The 18,092-nt window shown below is 66.2% G+C and carries 13 protein-coding genes; 7 read left to right on the top strand and 6 right to left on the bottom strand.

Features of this window, described 5'->3' with window-relative positions:
* Nucleotides 1–70: 70 nt before the first annotated feature.
* Complete coding sequence (locus ACFQS4_RS04545; RefSeq protein WP_497902497.1) at nucleotides 71–550, bottom strand: TRAM domain-containing protein; 480 nt, start codon at nucleotides 548–550, stop codon at nucleotides 71–73.
* 214 nt (nucleotides 551–764) lie between these two features.
* Here ACFQS4_RS04545 and ACFQS4_RS04540 point away from each other — a divergent pair, with 214 nt between their 5' ends.
* From ACFQS4_RS04540 to ACFQS4_RS04530, 3 genes are all read left to right on the top strand, one after another.
* On the top strand, nucleotides 765–1,556 hold the full coding sequence (locus ACFQS4_RS04540) for an electron transfer flavoprotein subunit beta/FixA family protein (RefSeq protein ID WP_497902496.1): 792 nt from the start codon (nucleotides 765–767) through the stop codon (nucleotides 1,554–1,556).
* On the top strand, nucleotides 1,553–2,515 hold the full coding sequence (locus ACFQS4_RS04535; RefSeq protein WP_497902495.1) for an electron transfer flavoprotein subunit alpha/FixB family protein: 963 nt from the start codon (nucleotides 1,553–1,555) through the stop codon (nucleotides 2,513–2,515). Before ACFQS4_RS04540 ends, ACFQS4_RS04535 begins: the two co-directional genes overlap by 4 nt.
* Nucleotides 2,516–2,720: 205 nt before the next feature.
* Entirely contained in the window at nucleotides 2,721–3,665 is a 945-nt protein-coding gene (locus ACFQS4_RS04530; RefSeq protein ID WP_497902494.1) for a formyltetrahydrofolate deformylase, read from the top strand.
* Nucleotides 3,666–3,732: 67 nt separating this feature from the next.
* Here ACFQS4_RS04530 and ACFQS4_RS04525 read toward each other — a convergent pair whose 3' ends face one another.
* The gene (locus ACFQS4_RS04525; RefSeq protein ID WP_497902493.1) at nucleotides 3,733–5,133 is read right to left on the bottom strand and encodes an MATE family efflux transporter; all 1,401 of its coding nucleotides are present in this window, start codon (nucleotides 5,131–5,133) and stop codon (nucleotides 3,733–3,735) included.
* 394 nt (nucleotides 5,134–5,527) lie between these two features.
* Between ACFQS4_RS04525 and ilvA the strand changes: the two genes are divergently transcribed.
* Complete coding sequence (ilvA, locus tag ACFQS4_RS04520; protein ID WP_497902492.1) at nucleotides 5,528–6,739, top strand: threonine ammonia-lyase; 1,212 nt, start codon at nucleotides 5,528–5,530, stop codon at nucleotides 6,737–6,739.
* Between the two features lie 50 nt (nucleotides 6,740–6,789).
* Here the strand turns inward: ilvA and ACFQS4_RS04515 are convergent, their stop codons facing one another.
* The 3 genes from ACFQS4_RS04515 to ACFQS4_RS04505 form a co-directional block, all read right to left on the bottom strand.
* Complete coding sequence (locus tag ACFQS4_RS04515) at nucleotides 6,790–9,285, bottom strand: methyl-accepting chemotaxis protein (RefSeq protein ID WP_497902491.1); 2,496 nt, start codon at nucleotides 9,283–9,285, stop codon at nucleotides 6,790–6,792.
* Nucleotides 9,282–10,538 carry an ABC transporter substrate-binding protein gene (locus ACFQS4_RS04510; protein WP_497902490.1) on the bottom strand — a complete coding sequence of 419 codons (1,257 nt, stop codon included), beginning with the start codon at nucleotides 10,536–10,538 and terminating at the stop codon, nucleotides 9,282–9,284. Before ACFQS4_RS04510 ends, ACFQS4_RS04515 begins: the two co-directional genes overlap by 4 nt.
* 384 nt (nucleotides 10,539–10,922) lie before the next feature.
* Nucleotides 10,923–11,918 carry a radical SAM protein gene (locus tag ACFQS4_RS04505; RefSeq protein WP_497902489.1) on the bottom strand — a complete coding sequence of 332 codons (996 nt, stop codon included), beginning with the start codon at nucleotides 11,916–11,918 and terminating at the stop codon, nucleotides 10,923–10,925.
* Nucleotides 11,919–12,170: 252 nt separating this feature from the next.
* Here ACFQS4_RS04505 and ACFQS4_RS04500 point away from each other — a divergent pair, with 252 nt between their 5' ends.
* The 3 genes from ACFQS4_RS04500 (at nucleotide 12,171) to glmS (ending at nucleotide 15,655) form a co-directional block, all read left to right on the top strand.
* Nucleotides 12,171–12,425: a DUF5789 family protein gene (locus ACFQS4_RS04500; protein WP_254159307.1), complete on the top strand. Its 255-nt coding sequence runs from the start codon at nucleotides 12,171–12,173 to the stop codon at nucleotides 12,423–12,425.
* Nucleotides 12,426–12,665: 240 nt separating this feature from the next.
* Nucleotides 12,666–13,850, top strand: coding sequence for a sugar phosphate nucleotidyltransferase (locus ACFQS4_RS04495; RefSeq protein WP_497902488.1), 1,185 nt, complete (start codon nucleotides 12,666–12,668; stop codon nucleotides 13,848–13,850).
* A complete protein-coding gene (gene glmS / locus ACFQS4_RS04490; protein WP_497902487.1) occupies nucleotides 13,850–15,655 on the top strand; it encodes a glutamine--fructose-6-phosphate transaminase (isomerizing) in 1,806 nt (601 codons plus the stop codon). The genes ACFQS4_RS04495 and glmS overlap by 1 nt, the downstream gene beginning before the upstream one ends.
* Nucleotides 15,656–15,888: 233 nt before the next feature.
* On the opposite strand, the gene ACFQS4_RS04485 is transcribed toward glmS, so the two are convergent.
* Nucleotides 15,889–18,090, bottom strand: a complete 2,202-nt coding sequence (locus ACFQS4_RS04485) for a dipeptide ABC transporter ATP-binding protein (RefSeq protein WP_497902486.1) — start codon at nucleotides 18,088–18,090, stop codon at nucleotides 15,889–15,891.
* Nucleotides 18,091–18,092 lie beyond the last annotated feature (2 nt).

Below are 18,092 nucleotides of genomic sequence, written 5' to 3'. Positions count from 1 at the left end.
GCGCGCAAGCGACGACCGAAGAATACGTGGCGACGGCTCTACGAAGGGTCTGTCCACCCTGGCGGCCCGCTCAGGAGCCCCAGAAGTTCTCGCGACTGCCGAGTTGCTCGCGCTGTGGGCGACGCCCGCCCCGCTCGGACGTGTCTTCCTCGTCGTCGGCGTCCGCCTCGTCGTCACTTTCGTCGTCGTCACTTTCGTCGTCGGACTCCTCGGGCTCGAGCGGCAATCGCTCGAGGACGTCAGCGCGTGCGTGATTGCTGTGGACGCGGGTAATTTCGGCTTTGACCCGGGCCTCCGGCAGGACGCCGTCAATCATGACGATGAACCCATCCTCGGTTCGGCCGACGCCGGCGCCGCTCTCGTGCATGTCGACGACGTCGACGACCACTTCCTCGCCAGATTTGACTGGTTGGGTCTTGAGGTCCTGGATCGGCTGGTTGTAGTGGTTACACCACTCTTTGCCGCCGCGGTCGCCGTAGTGCGTACACCCCATTCCGCTGATTCGCTCGGTAAAGCTGGGGCAGTCGTCTGCGAGTGGACAGTCCGCCATGGACCCTAGTACCTGTGGTATCGTTAAACCGCTTCCGGAACCGGCTTCCGGAATCGAGACGAATGCCGGGAAAACCCACCGCAGACGCGTCCGGAAGCGTGATACTCTCGGCTGGTGAGAGACCGTCGCGAGTCCAGGCGAACTCGAATCAACTGAACGCCCGCGACGCGCGGTTTCGAAAACGTTTACGCCCGGGGGAGCACAACCAACGATGATGAAGGTACTCGTACCGGTCAAGGAGGTTGCCACCGTCGAAGACGAGTTCGAAATCGACGGGACGACCATCGACGAGCGGTATCTCGGCGCCGATCTCAACGAGTGGGACGACTACGCCATCGAGGAGGCCGTCCAGCTCGAGGAAGACGGCGTCGTCGACGAGGTCGTCACCGTCACCATCGGCGACGAGGAGACCGAACAGACCATCCGCCAGGCGCTCGCGAAGGGTGCCGACCGCGCCATCCGCGTCTGGGACGACGCCCTCGAGGACGTCGACCTCCTCGACGTCGGCGCGAAGATCGCCATCCTCGAGGCGGTCGTCGAAGCCGAGGACCCCGACCTCGTCCTGACGGGCGTCCAGTCGGGCGACGACAGCTTCGGTGCGACGGGCGTCGCCCTCGCCGAAGCCGTCGGTTACCAGTGGGGCGCCGTCGTCAACCAGCTCGATCTGGAGGCCGGAGACGAGACCGCGTCGGTCCACCGCGAGCTCGAGGGCGGCATCGAGGAGCTGACCGAGATCGACGTCCCCGCGGTGCTGACGATCCAGACGGGGATCAACGAGCCCCGCTACGCCAGTCTCCGGGGCATCCGGATGGCCCAGCGCAAGGAACTCGACCACCAGACGCTCGCCGACCTGGGCGTCGAGGCCGACGCCGTCGCAGGCGACCTCCGCCTGACCGCGATGTACGAACCCGAGAGCGAGAGCGACACCACCGTCTTCGAGGGCGGCGCCGACGAGACGGCCGCGCAACTCGCTGATCTCCTGCGGGAGAAGGGGGTGGCCCAATGACCTCGAGCGATATTCTGGCCGTCGCCGAGCACCGCCAGGGCGACCTCCGCGACGTCAGCCGCGAGGTCGTCACCGCGGGCGCCGAACTCGCCGGCGAGACCGGCGGCGACCTCCACGTGGCCGTCGTCGGCGGCGACGTCGAGACCTTCGCCGACGCGCTGAACCTCGAGGGCGTCGACACCGTCCACACTGTCGCCTACGGCGAGGAGTTCAACCACGACGTCTACACCCAGGCGGTCACCCAGCTGGCGGGCGAACTCGAGTCCGGCTACCTGGTGATGCCCAACAGCGTCAACGGGCTGGACTACGCGCCCGCGGTCGCCACGCGACTCGACGTTCCGCTCGTCACCGACGCCGTCGGTCTCGCGACCGAGGGCGACACGCTCGTCGGCACGCGCGAGATGTACGGCGGGAAGGTCGAGACGACCACCGAGGTCGACGCAGACCAGGTCGCGGTCACCATCCGCGGCGCCGAGTGGGAACCCACCGAGGCGGCGGGTGACGCCACCGTCGAGGCCTTCGACGCCGACATCGACGAGGACGCCATCGGCTCGACGGTGACGGGATTCGAGGAGGTCGCCGGCGGCGACGTCGACATCAGCGAGGCAGACCTGCTGGTCTCGATCGGCCGCGGGATCGAGGAGGAGGAGAACCTGGACCTGATCCGCGAGCTGGTGGAGGCGCTCGACGCGACGCTCTCGTCGTCGCGACCGATCGTCGACGCGGGCTGGCTGCCCGCCAACCGCCAGGTCGGCCAGTCCGGCAAGGTCGTCACCCCCGACGTCTACATCGCCATCGGCATCTCCGGGGCGGTGCAGCACGTCGCCGGGATGAAAGGCTCCGAGACGATCGTGGCGATCAACACGGACCCGAACGCGCCGATCATGGACATCGCCGATTACGCGATTCACGACGACCTCTTCGATGTCGTCCCCGCACTGATCGAGCAGTTCTCCTGAACACCCGTGCGAGCGGTGCGCGGTTCGGATCGCGCGCAATTTTTCAGCTCGTATCAACACTATACATTCTATAGCGTAAACTCGAGTTCGCGACTCGACGTCACCTCGAGCGAGACCAATATTACGCGGATGACAGGGCTTTTCTCCGTTCGAGACGTGGGGGAGAGGTAATGTCTACTGCAGTGCTCGAGCGGTGGTGGTGTCGATGACGACCGATCTGACCGAGATTACGGTCGTCGGAGACGACGACACCGGGCTAATCGCCAACGTCACGACGCTCCTGTTCGAGCGTGGGTGCAACATCGAGGACCTCGATCAGGCGGTTCGCGACGGCGTCTTCCGGATGAACCTCACCATCGACACGTCGGGGATGGTCTGTACGGAGGCCAAACTGCGCGCCGACCTCGAGGACCTGGGCGACGACCTGGGACTAGACGTCCAGGTCCGATTCCCGACCGACCGCGACAGCCAACAGATCGCCGTCCTGGTCACGAAGGAGAGCCACTGCCTCGAGGCATTGTTCGAGGCCTGGGCCAACGACCGCCTGGGCGCCGACATCGGCGTCGTGATCGGCAATCACGACACCCTCGAGCCTCTGGCCGACCACTACGACGTGCCCTTCCACGACGTCGGGACGGAGAACGGCCAGCAGGACGAAGAACACCTCCTCGAGTTACTCGCCGAGTACGACGCCGACCTGATCGTCCTCGCGCGGTACATGCGGATCCTGAGCCCCAACGTCGTGTTCCGCTACGAGGACCGCATCATCAACGTCCACCCTTCCCTGTTGCCGTCGTTCCCCGGCGCTGAGGCCTACCGGCAGGCCATCGAGGAGGGCGTCCGCGTCGCCGGCGTCACCGCTCACTACGTCACGACGGACCTCGACCAGGGGCCGATCATCACCCAGCGGGCCTTCGACGTCCCCGACGACGCCGACCTCGCGGAGATGAAAGCCCGCGGGCAGCCACTCGAGGCCGAGGCGCTTCTCGAGGCCGTCCAGCTCCACCTGAACGGCGACGTCTCGGTCCACCGCGGCCGGACGACAGTGCGAGAGAACGGCGACGCCTACCAGCTCGGGTTGCCCAGGGAACTCGAGGACGTGACGCCCGACCGCCCGGTCGACGGGATTACGAGCGCGCTCGACGACTGAGAGTACGGCGAGTCGCGTTCGATTTTTCGTCACTCGCTCACTCGCCGTTCGTTCACTCGTCGCCCCCTCACTCACTCGAGCGACTGCCGCGTTCGGCCATCATCCGGGCCGCTTTGGCCGCCCAGTCGCGCTCGAGGTAGGCCCAGGAGACGACACACAGCGCCCAGAGGTAGTACAGGAAGACGCCGGTCGCGACGCCGAGGACGCCCCAGTCGAGCGAGATGGCGGCGACGTAGGAGAAACAGAGGTAGAACAGGAACAGGCCGCTCGAGCGCGCCAACAGGGGATAGATCGTCTCGCTCGCGCCCTGGAGTGCGCCCGCGATGGCGACGTAGACGACGAGGAACGGCGCGCTGAGGCCGTAGGCTCGAGCGAAGGTGACGGCGTGGCTCGCCGTTTCCGGATCGTCGGTGAAGATCCGGACGAACTGGGGCGCGAAGACGGCGAGGAACAGTCCGATGACGCCGACCGTCGCCAGCCCCAGGCCGGCGATCGCCCAGCCGTCGTACCGGGCCGTGTCCGGATCGCCTTCCCCGAGGTGCTGGCCGACGACGATGCTCGCGGCAACGTGGTAGCCACGGGAGAGGGGACTCGAGATCTGCTGGTAAACCCGGCGGCCGATCTGGTAGGCGGCGTTGGCCTCCGTGCTGATCAGGAGGAGGATCGAGTTGAACGGGAACTCGATGGCGGTCGCGATCAGGCCCTCGGCGATGCGTGGCGCGCTCACCGCGAGCAGTTGCTTCGCGATGATCCAGTCGGTCGGCCTGACGAGCGAACTCTCTCGCCACGGCCCCGCGAGTATCCCCAGCAACGCCAGGGCCGTGAAGGCGTTGGCGCCGGCCGTCGCGATACCGACGCCGACGACCTCGAGGCGCGGAGCGCCGAGCAGGCCGAGTCCCAGCACGACCGACCCGGTCACGTTAAGGACGTTGGCGAGGACGTTGACGACCATTGGCGAAATCGTGTCTCCGGTTCCCTGCAACGCCCTGGCAGCGATGATGCCGACGTGGCGAGCGGGCGCCGTGGCCATGATGATCGCGAGGTACACCGACCCGTACGTCACGACCGCCGATTCGGCGCCGAGGACCGCGATCGCGTACTCGCTGAGGAGGACGCCGAAGAGCACGAACGGGACGCCGGCGACGGCTCCGAGGAGGATCGCCTGGGTGATCGCCTCGTCGCGGGTGCCGGTCGCGCCGCTGCCGGTGTCCTGGCTCGAGAGCGCGATGGCGGCGCCGCCGAGGCCGAGACCGATCCTGAGCGGCAAGCGCGCATAGAGGTCCGCGAGGCCGATGGCAGCGATGGCGGCCGGCGAAAAGAGGCCAGTCACGACGATGTCGACGGTCCGCATCAGCGTCCGCGTCGTCTGCTCGGCCATGATCGGCCACGCGAGCGCGAGGACGCGTTTCCAGACCGAAAGAACCCGCTCGCGTCCCGATGGTTCACCGCCGGACCCACTCGCGCCCATACGGCCGAACCGTTCCCGGGGGCGTTTATACCTCCGAAAGGAGCAAGCTGCGCGAGGTTTAGTTCACGCGGTAGAAGTGGCAAGAAGGAGTATCTGACGTGTCACCGAGGCACGAACGACAACCGTCTGCTACCCGTCAGACGCCAGTTTCACCCCGCTCCAGTCTATCGATTACACTTTCGCTCCGGCTGCATGAGATTTATATATCTCCGGTCCTCCTATACAGTCGCACGTCACACGCCGTGCATACCCTGTATTCCCTGTCGTGCTGTCGCTTCTGACAGCACGTTTTCCACACGAGACCAGCAGCACTGCTGTCCCTATCCCCGCTGAGTGAGTGCTCGCCCCGTCGCCAACAGCAATCCTTTACAATACTTGCCCGATACTCGCAGGTATGCTCGAGCTTGCCGACGTCCTCGAGGCCCGCGAACGGGTTCGAGAGACCTCGCGACACACCCCGCTGACGTACTCACACACCTACTCCGACATGACCGGCGCAGCGGTCCACCTGAAACTCGAGAACTTCCAGCGGACCGGCGCGTTCAAGATCCGCGGGGCAACCAACCGGATCCAGACGCTCTCGCCCGGCGAGCAGGCCGCCGGCGTCGTCACGGCCAGCGCGGGAAACCACGCCCAGGGCGTCGCGCTCGCGGCCACGCGGGCGGGCGTCGACTCAAAGATAGTCATGCCCGAGCAGGCCCCCATCGCGAAGGTCAAGGCGACCCGGAGCTACGGCGCAGAGGTCGTTCTCGCGGGGGCCGACTACGACGCGGCCGCCGAGCGCGCCCACGAGATCGAGCGTGAGGAGGGCCGAACCTACGTCCACGCCTTCGACGACGAGTACGTGATGGCCGGCCAGGGGACGATCGGCCTCGAGATCCTCGAGGACTGTCCCGACGTCGACACCGTGGTCGTCCCCATCGGCGGCGGCGGCCTCATCGCCGGCATCGCGACGGCCATCAAGGCGAAGCGACCCGACGTCCGCGTGATCGGCGTCCAGTCGACGGGCGCCTCGAGCGTCGCAGCGTCCCTCGAGAAGGGATCGGTCGTCACCATCGACGGGGTCGACACCATCGCCGACGGAATCGCGACCCGGAGCGTCGGCGAGAAGACGTTCTCGGTCATCCGCGAGCGCGTCGACGAAGTCGTCACCGTCACCGACGAACAGATCGCGATGGCCGTCGCCCACCTCCTCGAGCGCTCGAAGACCGTCGTCGAGGGTGCGGGCGCCGTCCCGCTCGCGGCGATCCTCTTCGAGGCGTTCGACTACGACGATGGCGAGGTGATCGTTCCGCTCCTCTCGGGAGGGAACATCGACCTCAACATGCTCACCACGGTGATCGTTCGCGGGTTGATCGAAACCGGCCGCTACCTCAAGATCCAGACCGTGCTCAAGGACCAGCCAGGAGCGCTCGAGGAACTCCTGGCGATCATCTCGGGCCATCGGGCGAACATCTACGCGATCCAGCACGATCGAACGTCGAGGGACATCAAGATGAGCGACACCGAAGTCGAGATCGACCTCGAGACGCGGGGCCACGACCACGTTGCGGAGTTGCTCGAGGCCATCGAGGATCACGGGTACGCGGTCGAAGTCCTGGTGTAGTCCCGAGAATCGAGCGTCGTCCGAGGAGGAAGTCGAAGCCGTTCCGAACCCTATTTAGTGTCGCCGAACGTGAACTTTCCCTCGGTGTCGGGCCCCGAGTCGTCTGCAGTTTCGCGCTCATCCTCAACGTCCTCGAGGGCTTCGTCTTCGTCTCCGTCTCCACCCACCTGCACGGGTTCGTCACCAGCCGAGTCCTGGGGCGATTCCGTTGCCGACGCGTCGTCAAACTCGAGCGGCTCGTCCGACGCCGTCGACGCGTGGGCTGTATCGGAGTCCGGAAGGGCCCCAGCCCCAGAACCGTCGACTCCGACGCCCGCACCATCCGTCTCGAAGCGCTCGAGGGCGGCGCTCAACTGGCTCGCCTGGTCGGTGAGAGAACTCGCGGAGGTCGTCACTTCGGAAATCGCGGAGGTCTGTTCCTCGGCTGCGGCGGCGACGTGCTGTGATTCGTTCGAGGTCGCCTGGGAGATTTCGGTTGCGTTCGAGACCATCGCCACGGCCTCCTGGGTCGAGGCCGCCTGTTCCTCGGTCGCCGCCGAGATCTCCTGGACGCCGTCGTTCGTCCGCTGGGCGAACTCGGCGATCTCGTCGAGCGCCGTCACCGCGTTCTCGATCGACTCGCTGTGCTCGTCGATGCGCGTCGCCGTACCCTCGATCTGGGCAGCCGTCTCGTGAGTTTGAGAACTGATCGACTCGATGCGCTCCTCGATGTCCTCGGCCGTCTCCTTGGCGTCGGCGGCCAGTTCCTTGACCTGCGCGGCGACGACCGCGAACCCGCCGTCTTCGTCGCCGCCAGTTCCGCCGCGGGAGGCCTCGATGTTCGCGTTGAGCGCCAGCATGTTCGTCTCCCTGGCGATGTCGGAGATGAACTCGACCAGGTGGTCAATTTGGGCCATCTCCGCCTCGAGGGCGTCGATCGCCTCGACGGCCTCCTCGGACTCCGCCTCGATCTCGTCCATGCCGTCTTTGGCCGCCTGAGCGGCCTGCTTCCCGCGGCGGCCGGTTTCCGCCGTCCGCGCCGCGATGTCGGCGACCTCGTTCGAGGAGGCCGCGATCTCCTCGGTTGTCGTCGAGAGCCCCTCCATCTCCCCGGAGACGGCCTGCAGTTCCTCGTGCTGTCTGTCCGCACCGTCCGAAATCGCCTGGATCGACTCGGTCACCTGTTCGCTGGCCGAGCGGACCTCCTCGCTCGAGGCCGTGACCTGCTCACTCGCGGTGGCGACCTCGTGGGCGAATCGCTTGACGCCGTCGGTCGTCTCCTCGAGTTCCTCGAGCATTGCATTGAACGAATGAGCGATGTCGGTCATCGCCTCGCTCCGGCTCTCGGGGTCGAGTCGTCGGGTGAGGTCGCCGTCGGCAGCCTCCTCCATCACGACGCGGTACTCGTCGGCTTTCGTCTCGAGGTGACGGGCCATCGCCTCGGATTCGGCGCGGGCTTTCTCGGCGTCCGTCCGAGCCCGCTCGGCCTCACGAATCTGCTCGCGAAGCGACGTTCGCATGCTGTCGAACGCCACGAACAGCTGTCCGATCTCGTCGACGCGGTTCGTCTCGAGGTCGACCTCGAGGTCCCCGCGTTCCATGTCCGCCGCTCGGTCCCGGAGGCGTCCGAGCGGGGCGACCGTCTGCCGCCCGAGGACGACCGCGACGAGCCCCAGCGCGAGCAGGCTCACCAGGAGCATCGCAAGGACGTTCTGGCCCACGTCCGTTGCCACGCCGTAGGCCGCGTCGGTGGGCACGCTCGAGACGGCGACCCACTGGGTGTCGGCGACGGGGACGTACGCGCGGACGTAGTCGCCCTCGTTCTCGACCGTCATCCGTCCGCCGAGGGCCGCTTCGACGGCTTCCCCGTCGAGGTCGTCACCGCCGAACGCGAGCGAGCCCGGCGCCAGCACCCCGTTCCGGTCGCTGTCGACGATCATCGTCGTCGAGGCCGCGCCGGGCTGGTCGAGCTGGTTGACGCGGTACTCGAGGGCACCGATCAGCACCACCACGCGGTCGTCGTCGCCGGCGACCGGGCTGGCGAAGGCCATCACCTGATCACCCAGGGCCTCTGACTCGTAGGCCTCCTCGGTGTTCCAGACCGCTTCCTCGTTGCCGAGTTCGCTCGCGAAATCGGCCTCAGTCCAGGGCTCCTCGACTGACTCGAGGGAGACGTCCCGGTACTGGGAACTCGTACTGGTCTCGATCGTTCCCGTCTCGGCGTTCACGACGTGGATCGCCCGGACGTCGACGGAGAGGCGTGCCTGCGATTCGACGATCGCCCCCTGCACTTCCTGGACGTCCTCGGAACGCAGCGTCTCGTCGGTCGAACTCGTTCGCGTCTGGACGCGCATCGACTCGACCCAGTCGCCGATTCCCTCCGCCTGCAACTCGGCCGTCGAGGCGAGCTGGTCGGTCGCGTCGTCGCGAACCGTTCGGTCGATCTCCGTGTAGCTGACCGCGCCGACGGCGCCGATTACGAGCGTCACGGCGAGAATCGAGATGACGAATTTGAGCAGGTACCGCCGGCGAATCGGGTCCGGAACGAGTCGCGAGAGACGGCTCATTCGAGACTCACCTCGTCCAGACTGGCGATGCCACCGTCGGCACTTTCGTCGAACTCCCAGTACTCGAACGTCGCGTCCACCGTATCACCGTTCGTATCGAAGACGACCGAACTCGAGGCCCCCTGGTACTCGACGGGGTCGCCGGCGGCAGCTCGCTCGAGACCCTCTGTGAGGGTCGCGGGCGTCACAGTCGTTCCGGACTCGCTCGTGACGGCGTACATCGCGCTCCGGATGGCCGTCCCGTCGTTCTGCCCGGCGTACGCGTTTGCGAGCAACAGCGCCGCCGACGCGTCGTAGGCGTGGGCGGTGAAGATGCCCGGATCGGCGTCGTAGGCGTCCGTGAAGAGGTCGGCGAACTCGTCGGCGTACGGACCGGCCGAGAGCGGGGCCGTCCCGCGGATGCCGTCGAGGGAGTGGTCGACGGCCTCGTGGAGCGTCGGATCTCGCATCCCTTCAGTCACCAGCACGTCCTCCTCTCCGCCGGTGTCGAAGAAGTCCGTGAGGATGCGCGCGCCGGTCAACGGATAGCCGATGAGCACCAGCAGGTCCGGGTCGTCGGCTCGAGCAGACTCGAGTTCCGCCTCGAACGATCGGTCGTCCTCCTCGTCCTCGAGGGGTTCGAACGGCACCCGGTTCGTCACTGTTCCGTCGTGTTCCGCCTCGAACGCCTGGGTGAACGCCTGGCTCAACTGCCAGCCGTAGTCGTTGTTGACGTACAGGACCGCCGCGCTGTCGTGGCCCAGGTCGCTCGCGGCGCGTTCGGCGAGGACGACGGCCTGCAGGGAGTCCGAAAGCGCCGTCCGAAAGACCAGTCCACCGTCGTTCAGCGACGTAATTGTCGGGGTCGTACTCGCCGGCGAGCAACAGACTGCCCGGTACGGAATCAAGACCTGCTGGGTCGCCTGCAACGTGACGTCCGAAGCGGCCGGCCCGTTCACCATGGGGTACCCCGCCTCGACGAGTTCGACGGCCCGCTGGACGCCGGTCACCTGATCGGCGGCGGTGTCGACGACGCTGTAGTCGACATTCATATCGACCGCGTCGGCGATCTGATCTGCAGGCAGGATCGCCGCGTCCCGAATAGGCTTCCCTACTGCCTCGAGGTCGCCCGTCAGTGGTTGCATCACGCCGAGTTTGATCGTTCGATCCGTTTCATCCTGACTCTGGCCGTCGCTCGAGGGAACGAACTCGCGAACGTCGTTCAGGCAGCCGGCCAGCGCGGTCAGGCTGCCGGCACCAACGGCAGCGAGCACCGTACGCCTGGGGGGGTGAAGTCATACGCCTGTATTAGAGGTCATATTAATAATTGTTTATACAAACATTGGAAATAGTACAGCAATAACGAGATAACGAGTGTATTTGTGAGTACATAGTACAACATATATTCATAAGGAATGGACGATCACCGGAACGGATTGGAAAATGGCAGAGAGCCGGACGAACTCGAGTCACCCAGAACTATTCGACGACCTCGCACCGTCTCGGTCTCTTCGCCCTACGGAAAAGTCGCATACTCCGCACATCCTTTGGCAAAAATCTGCCCTGCGAGAACGACGTTCTCGCTGGTCCTTTCGCTCACTCCGTTCGCGAAGACATCAAAAACCGCTCGCTCACGCCGTTCGCTCACGGGCCGAACACTACGCCAGCGGCGTCCGCTCGACTACCTGGCCGTCGTACGTCGGATACTGCTCGACGATCTCGCCGTCGTCGACGTCACCCGCTTCGATCATCTCTTCGAGCAGCCACCAGGCGACCTCGACGTGGTTCGACTTCACGGTGTAGAACTCCTCGGGGACCCCGAGCGCCTCGAATCTCGAGGGGGCGACTCGCGTCTTCCCGTAAACCAGGGTCCCGTCGTCGGTGACGTCGTCGAACTCGCGGCGCACTGTCCGGGCCATCCGCTTGAGTCGCCGCCGGTGCTGGGCTGCGTCCTTGAATACCGAGGTGCAGAAGTAGACCTTCGGGTGGTCGCCCATCACCTCGAGGATGCCGTCGCGGTCGTTGTCGACGGCGCTCATGTGTCCCTCCTTCAGTTCGAACCCTTCCGCCTGCATTCGGCGGTAGTTACCGTGGGACATCTCGAACTCGTTGACGTTACAGAAGTCGGCGGCGCCCTCGTCGAGGAATTCGAGGAACTCCGTCTCGGGACGGATGCCGGGGATCTCGAAAGCGGGGGTGAGCCCCTCCTCGCGGGCGACGTAGAGGATGTCCTCCCACTCGGTGCCGTGGAGGTCGCCCCACTGCTCGAGCGGCGGGTGGAAGCGAATCTCGTCCAGGCCGGCCTCCGAGAGTCGTCGCATGTTCTCCCGTCCCCCCGGAATGCCGGTGTAGAGGTGAGTGTGGTGGTCCTCGCCGAACTCGTCTTTCAGCAAGGAAAGGTAGTGACAGGTGCGCTCGAGGGCCTCCTGGGGCTCGCCGCCGGTGATCGAGGTGCCGAGGGCGTCCATCCGGTGGGCCTCGGTGAGCACGTCCTCGTCGGACTCGACGAGGCGCTCGTTGGCGTAGACGTCCGTGACGTTCTTGCGGTTCTCCCCGAGCGGGCAGTAAAAGCAGTCGCGCTGGTCGCAATAGCCGTAGACGAACAGCACCATCTTGCCGCCTTTCGCACACTGCTCACAGCCCTTCGAGATCATTCGATAGCACTGATTTGGTCTCGAGGGCCAAAAGCGGTACGAATCGCCGCGTGCGAATTGTTCTCGTGCGTTCTCCACGATCTTACCGACCGTCTCCGGGAAGAGAGTCGAGCGGACCGACGGGAGGTTTGGCCGACGTACATCGTGAATTTCGCTATTTTATCAATTACCGTGTCCACATTCGCGTCACTCGAGCGGACACTCACCGAAAACCTCGCAGAAATTCAAGCCGTTCGCCGGTGTCCGAGGCGTATGGAGGAAGTCAAACTCAGCCGCGTCGAACACGAACTCTCGGAGCTCTCGTACCCGATCACGCGAGCGGACGCCGCCGTCGAGTTGAACGACGTGACGCTGTTGCTCGCCGACGGGGAAGCCAACCTCGGGTCGCTCGTCGAGGACACGCACAGCGAGGAGTACGACTCCGCGGACCAACTCGAGGACTCGCTGTACAACGTCCTGCCGATGGAAGCCGTCGGCGAACCCTACCAGTCCGAGGGGGAGGGATAGGTCGGTTTCGTCCTGGTCCCCGTTTACGCTCTCGTCCGCCGTCGCTCGCGTCCACGTCCGGTGTTCGCCCGCTCACCCAATCACCCACTCGCACCCCACCAACTCGAGCCCACTGGACCCGCCGAATCGGGGACGCTCGAGGACGACTCGACACCCGCCGTGAGAATCGACCGAGATACTGAAACCGTGCAAATGAGTCCATCCAAAAGACTGACGTCGCCAGACGGAGGTTCGAATAGTATGACCGAACGTTCCGCGATCGTGCTCGCGGCCGGGGAGGGAAGCCGCCTTAGACCGCTGACCAAGCATCGGCCGAAACCGATGCTCCCGGCGGCGACGAGGCCGATCCTCGAGCACGTCTTCGACGCGCTGATCGACGCGGGCGTGACCGAGATCACGACCGTCGTGGGCTACCAGCGAAACCGCGTCCAGTCGCACTTCGGGCCGACCTACCGAAACGTCCCGATCAAGTACGTCAAACAGGAGAAGCTGCTGGGAAGTGGCCACGCGCTCCTGGCCGCAGAAGACGCCCACCGGGACCACCAGGGGCCGACGCTCGTCGTCTACGGCGACCAGCTCGTCGACGGCGACATCGTCGCGGACGTACTCGAGTCCCACGACGAGGACTCGGTGGCGACGCTCGGCCTGATCCCGACCGACAACGTCGGCGAGTACGGCGGCGTCCTCACGGACGACGGCGAGGTGACCGAGATCGTCGAACGACCGCTCGACGACCGCGAGTACACCCTCAACGCTGGCGTCTACGTCTTCGACGACCTGATCTTCGAGGCGATCCGCGGGGTCAACCCGCGCGTGGGTGAACGGTCCCTCATCGACGGCATCTCGAGCCTGGTCGACGACGAGACCGCCAGCGTTCGGGGCGTCGTCTCCGACGGCCTCTGGGTCGACGCGACCTACCCGTGGGACCTGCTGACCATCGCTGAGGACCTCCTCGCCAGGGGCGGCGTCGACAGCCAGGTGTCGGCGGACGCCTACGTCCACGAGTCCGCGACGATCGTCGACCCCGTCGTCGTCCCCGCCGATTGCGTCATCGGGGCGGGGTCGGTCGTGGGACCGAACGTCTGTCTCGGCGAGAACGTGACGGTCGGTTCGAACGTCTCGCTCACGCACGCCGTCGTCGATGCCGACACGCGAGTCGAAGACGGGGCGACGGTCCGCGACTGCGTCACCGGCCGCGGAGCGCGAATCGGCCCCGGGTCGACCGTCGTCGGCGGGCCGAGCGACGTCCAGATCAACGACGCGGTCCACCGGGACGTCGACTTCGGCGCGCTGTTCGCCGACCACGCCCACGACGAGGGCGGATCGACGTTCGCCCCCGGCGTAATCGTCGGCGCCGACGCCTACGTCCAGGCGGGATCGACGCTTCGCGGAACGATCGAGGACGACGTGGAGGTGCGTTCCTGATGTGTGGCATCATCGGCTTCGTCGGCAACGGCAAGGGCGAGACCGACGCGCTCGACGTCCTGATGACCGGGCTCTCGGGCCTCGAGTACCGGGGGTACGACTCCGCCGGCGTCGCCCTCGGGGATACGGACCTTCGCGTCCACAAGCGCCAGGGCGAGGTCTCCTCACTCGAGGAGACCCTGGAGGCGAACGAACCGGGCGGCGAGTCCGTCGGCATCGGCCACACCCGCTGGAGCACCCACGGCCCGCCCTCGGACGTGAACGCTCACCCGCACACCGACGCGGAGGGCCGGGTCGCCGTCGTCCACAACGGCATCATCGAGAACTACCAGTCGCTCCGGACGGAACTGCGCGAGGCCGGGGTCACGTTCCAGAGCGACACCGACACCGAGGTCGTCCCCCATCTGATCGCCCGCGGCCTCGAGGACGGCCTCGACCCCGAGTCGGCGTTCCGGGCGGCCATCGAGCGCCTTGAGGGCAGTTACGCCATCGCCGCCGTCTTCGAGGGGTCGGAGACGGTGTACGCGGCCCGCCACGAGTCGCCGCTCGTACTCGGCCTGGGCGAGGACGGCCACTACCTGGCGAGCGACGTCCCGGCGTTCATCGAGTACACCGACCGCGTGATCTACCTCGACGACGGTGAGTTCGCGACGCTCACCGGCGACTCGATCCGGATCACCGATTCGGACGGCGAGGTCGTCGAGAGCAGCGTCGAGACCATCGAGTGGGACGCCGAGGACGCCGGCAAGAGCGGCTACGACCACTACATGCTCAAGGAGATCCACGAACAGCCCACTGCGATCCGGGAGTGTCTCCGCGGGCGACTCAACGAACTCACCGGCCGGATCGAACTCGAGGAACTGGCGGACATCGCCTTCGACGGCCCCGTGACGTTCGTCGCCTGCGGGACCTCCTATCACGCCGCGATGTTCGGCGTCTCGCTGTTGAACCGCTGGGGCGTCCCCGCCCAGGCCACCCTGGCGAGCGAATTTACGGCTGACACGATGCCACTCACGGACGACTCGCTCGTCGTCGGCGTCACCCAGAGCGGCGAGACAGCCGACACGATGCGCGCGCTTCGGGAGGCGAACCGGGCGGGCGCAACGACGCTCGCCGTGACGAACGTCGTCGGCAGTTCGGCCGCCCGCGAGACCGATCACGTCCTCTACATCCGCGCCGGCCCGGAGATCGGCGTCGCCGCCACGAAGACGTTCGCGAGCCAGCAGGCCGCACTCACCATGGTCGCCGCCGCGCTGAGCGACCACCGTTCCCGCGAGTTGATCCAGTCGCTCCGATCGATAGCCGATGCCATCCAGCAGGTGCTCGACACCTCGAGCGCCCGGGAGGTCGCTCACGCCTACCGCGACGCCGACGCGTACTTCTTCATCGGTCGCAGCCTCAACTACCCCGTCGCGCTCGAGGGGGCGCTGAAGCTCAAGGAGATTTCCTACGAACACGCCGAGGGCTTCGCGGCGGGCGAGTTGAAACACGGCCCCCTCGCGCTTGTCGGCCCAAACACGCCCGTGTTTGCGCTCGTGACCGGCGACGGCGAGGAAGCCGAGAAGACCATCGGCAACGTCAAGGAAGTCGAGGCCCGCGGCGTCCCCATCGTCGCGGTCACCGACGGCCAGTCTGACGTCGAGCGCTACGCGGATCACGTCCTCGAGATTCCGGCGCTCGAGGCCGTCGCGAGTTCGGTCGTGGCGAACGTCCAGCTCCAGCTGGTGTCGTACTGGATCGCCAACGAACTGGGTCGATCGATCGACAAACCCCGGCACCTGGCGAAGAGCGTCACCGTCGAGTGATCGCGGAGAACGTCACCGGCGAGTGATCGGACGATCGCTGCCGGAAAAGTGCGAGATTTGTGGTGGTTCGTTGGTGGTGGTGGAACAGTTCCAAATCTCGCAGCCGTAGTATTCAGTTATTCACGTATATTACTATTGGTTGAACTTTGTTCGGTTAATCTGTGAGGTCACAGACCGCCGTTCTGTATGGAATCGGTCGGGCGGCTGTAGCCGTCGGTTCGGCGGTATCCGGCTCAGTCGCTGCCACGGTGGGTCGCCTCGAGAACGTCCTCCGGCGGCTCCTCGTCGCCCCTGGTGGCCGTCGAGTGGAGGAAACAGGCCGCACGCTGATCGCCGTCGACCGGGACGAGCGCCGGGTCGTGTTCGCGACACTTCGGCATGACCGCCGGACAGCGGCTGGCGAAGTTACACCCCGTCGGCGGGTATCGCGGGTCCGGAATCTCGCCCTCGAGGGTGATCCGCTCGCTCGAGCGCTGTGAATCGGGATCGGGGTCGGGAATCGCGCTCAACAGCGCCTCCGTGTAGGGGTGTTTCGGATCGGCGAAGAGCGCGTCAACGGGCCCGGTCTCCACGAGTCGGCCGAGGTACATCACGGCGACGCGGTCGGAGACGTGGCGGATGACCGAGAGGTCGTGACTGATGAAGATCATCGAGAGGTCGCGTTCGGCCTTGATCCGCTCGAGGAGGGCCAGGATCTGGCCCTGGACGCTCACGTCCAGCGCGCTGGTCGGCTCGTCCGCGATCAGGACGTCCGGATCGACCGCGAGCGCCCGGGCGACGCCGACGCGCTGTTTCTGCCCACCGGAGAGTTCGTGGGGGTGGCGGTGACGGGTCTCAGCGTCGAGACCAACCTCCTCGAGCAGGTCGATCACGCGGTCGGTGACCGTCTCGTTAGGTGCCAGCGTCGCGTGTTTCTCGACCGCGAACCCGAGAATGCGCGCGACTCGCTGGCGCGGGTTGAGCGACGAACTGGGGTCCTGAAAGACGAACTGGACCCGCTGGCGGAGCTTCTCGTCGGGGGTCTCCGCGAGGGAGACGCTGTCGAGCCGGATGTCGCCCTCGGTCCGCTCCTCGAGCGCGATACAGAGGCGCCCGAGGGTCGTCTTGCCGGAGCCGCTCTCCCCGACGAGTCCGACGGTTTCGCCCGCGCGAAGCGAGAGCGAGACGCCGTCGACGGCCTGCACCGGCGGCGATCCCTTCGGGAGCAGGCGATCGAGCAGCGAGGTCGAGGTGTCGAACTCCTTTCGAACGTTCTCGATCTCGAGGATGGGGTCGCCGACGTCGGTCGTCCGCGAGTCGGCCGTCTCGGAGGCCTCGGCGGGCACGGGCTCGAGGACGCCGATTTCGTCGGTTCGAATGCAGGCTGCTCGCTGGACAGCGCCGTCGTCGGTCGGCGGCGATGCGGTTCCAGCGGCGGTTTCGGCGGGGGTTTCAGCGGCGGTCTCGGAACTCCCCGCTGGGGCACCGTCGCCTCTCTCGACTGGCTCGAGCGGCGGATCGTCCGCCTCGCAGGCCGCCGTCGCGTACGGACAGCGCGGGGCGAAGTTACAGCCACTCGGCCGGTTTCCGGGCTGGGGAACGGTCCCCTCGAGCAGTTCGGGAACGTGGTCAGTCAGCCGCGGCATCGACCGGAGCAGGCCCGCCGTGTAGGGGTGACGGGGTTCGGTGAACACCCGCTCGGTCAGCCCCTGCTCGACCATCCGTCCGGCGTACATGACGCCCACGCGGTCGGTCGACTCCGCGACGACCCCCAGGTCGTGGGTGATGAGGACCACGCTGAGGTCGCGAGAGTCCCGGAGGTCCTCGAGTAACTCGAGGATCTGGGCCTCGATGGTCACGTCTAGCGCCGTCGTCGGTTCGTCGGCGATCAGCACCTCGGGATCGCAGCAGATGGCGATCGCGATGAGCACCCGCTGGCGCTGACCACCGGAGAGTTCGTGCGGATAGGACTCGAAGACGTCAACGGGGTCCGGCAGGCGCACCTGCTCGAGCAGGGAGAGCGCCGTCTCCCGCGCTTCCTCGTCGGACAGCTCCCGGTGCTGGTGGAGCGTCTCGAGGAGTTGCGTGCCGACGGTCAACACCGGCGTGAGCGAGGTCATCGGGTCCTGGAAGACCATGGCGATCTCCGATCCGCGGATCGACTGCAGCGTCGAGTCGGACATCGTCGTCAGATCGGCGCCGTCGAACGTGACCGAGCCCGACGCGATCCGGCCGTTGTCCTCGAGTAGCCGCATGATCGAGTGAGCGGTGACGCTCTTGCCGGAGCCGCTCTCTCCGACGATGCCGAGGGTTTCCCCGCGCTCGAGGGTGAAGCTCACGTCCTCGATGGCGCGGATACCGCCCTCGTCGGTCGCGAATTCCGTCGTCAGTCCGTCGACCGATAGCAGTGGGTCACTCGTGCTCGTGTTCGTATTCGTGCCCGTGTTCGTACTCATAC

It is taken from the genome of Saliphagus sp. GCM10025317, from assembly GCF_042663665.1.
GTDB lineage: Archaea > Halobacteriota > Halobacteria > Halobacteriales > Natrialbaceae > Natronosalvus.
Note: the sequence above shows the minus strand (reverse complement) of the source record. Positions and strands in the feature narration are given on the sequence as shown.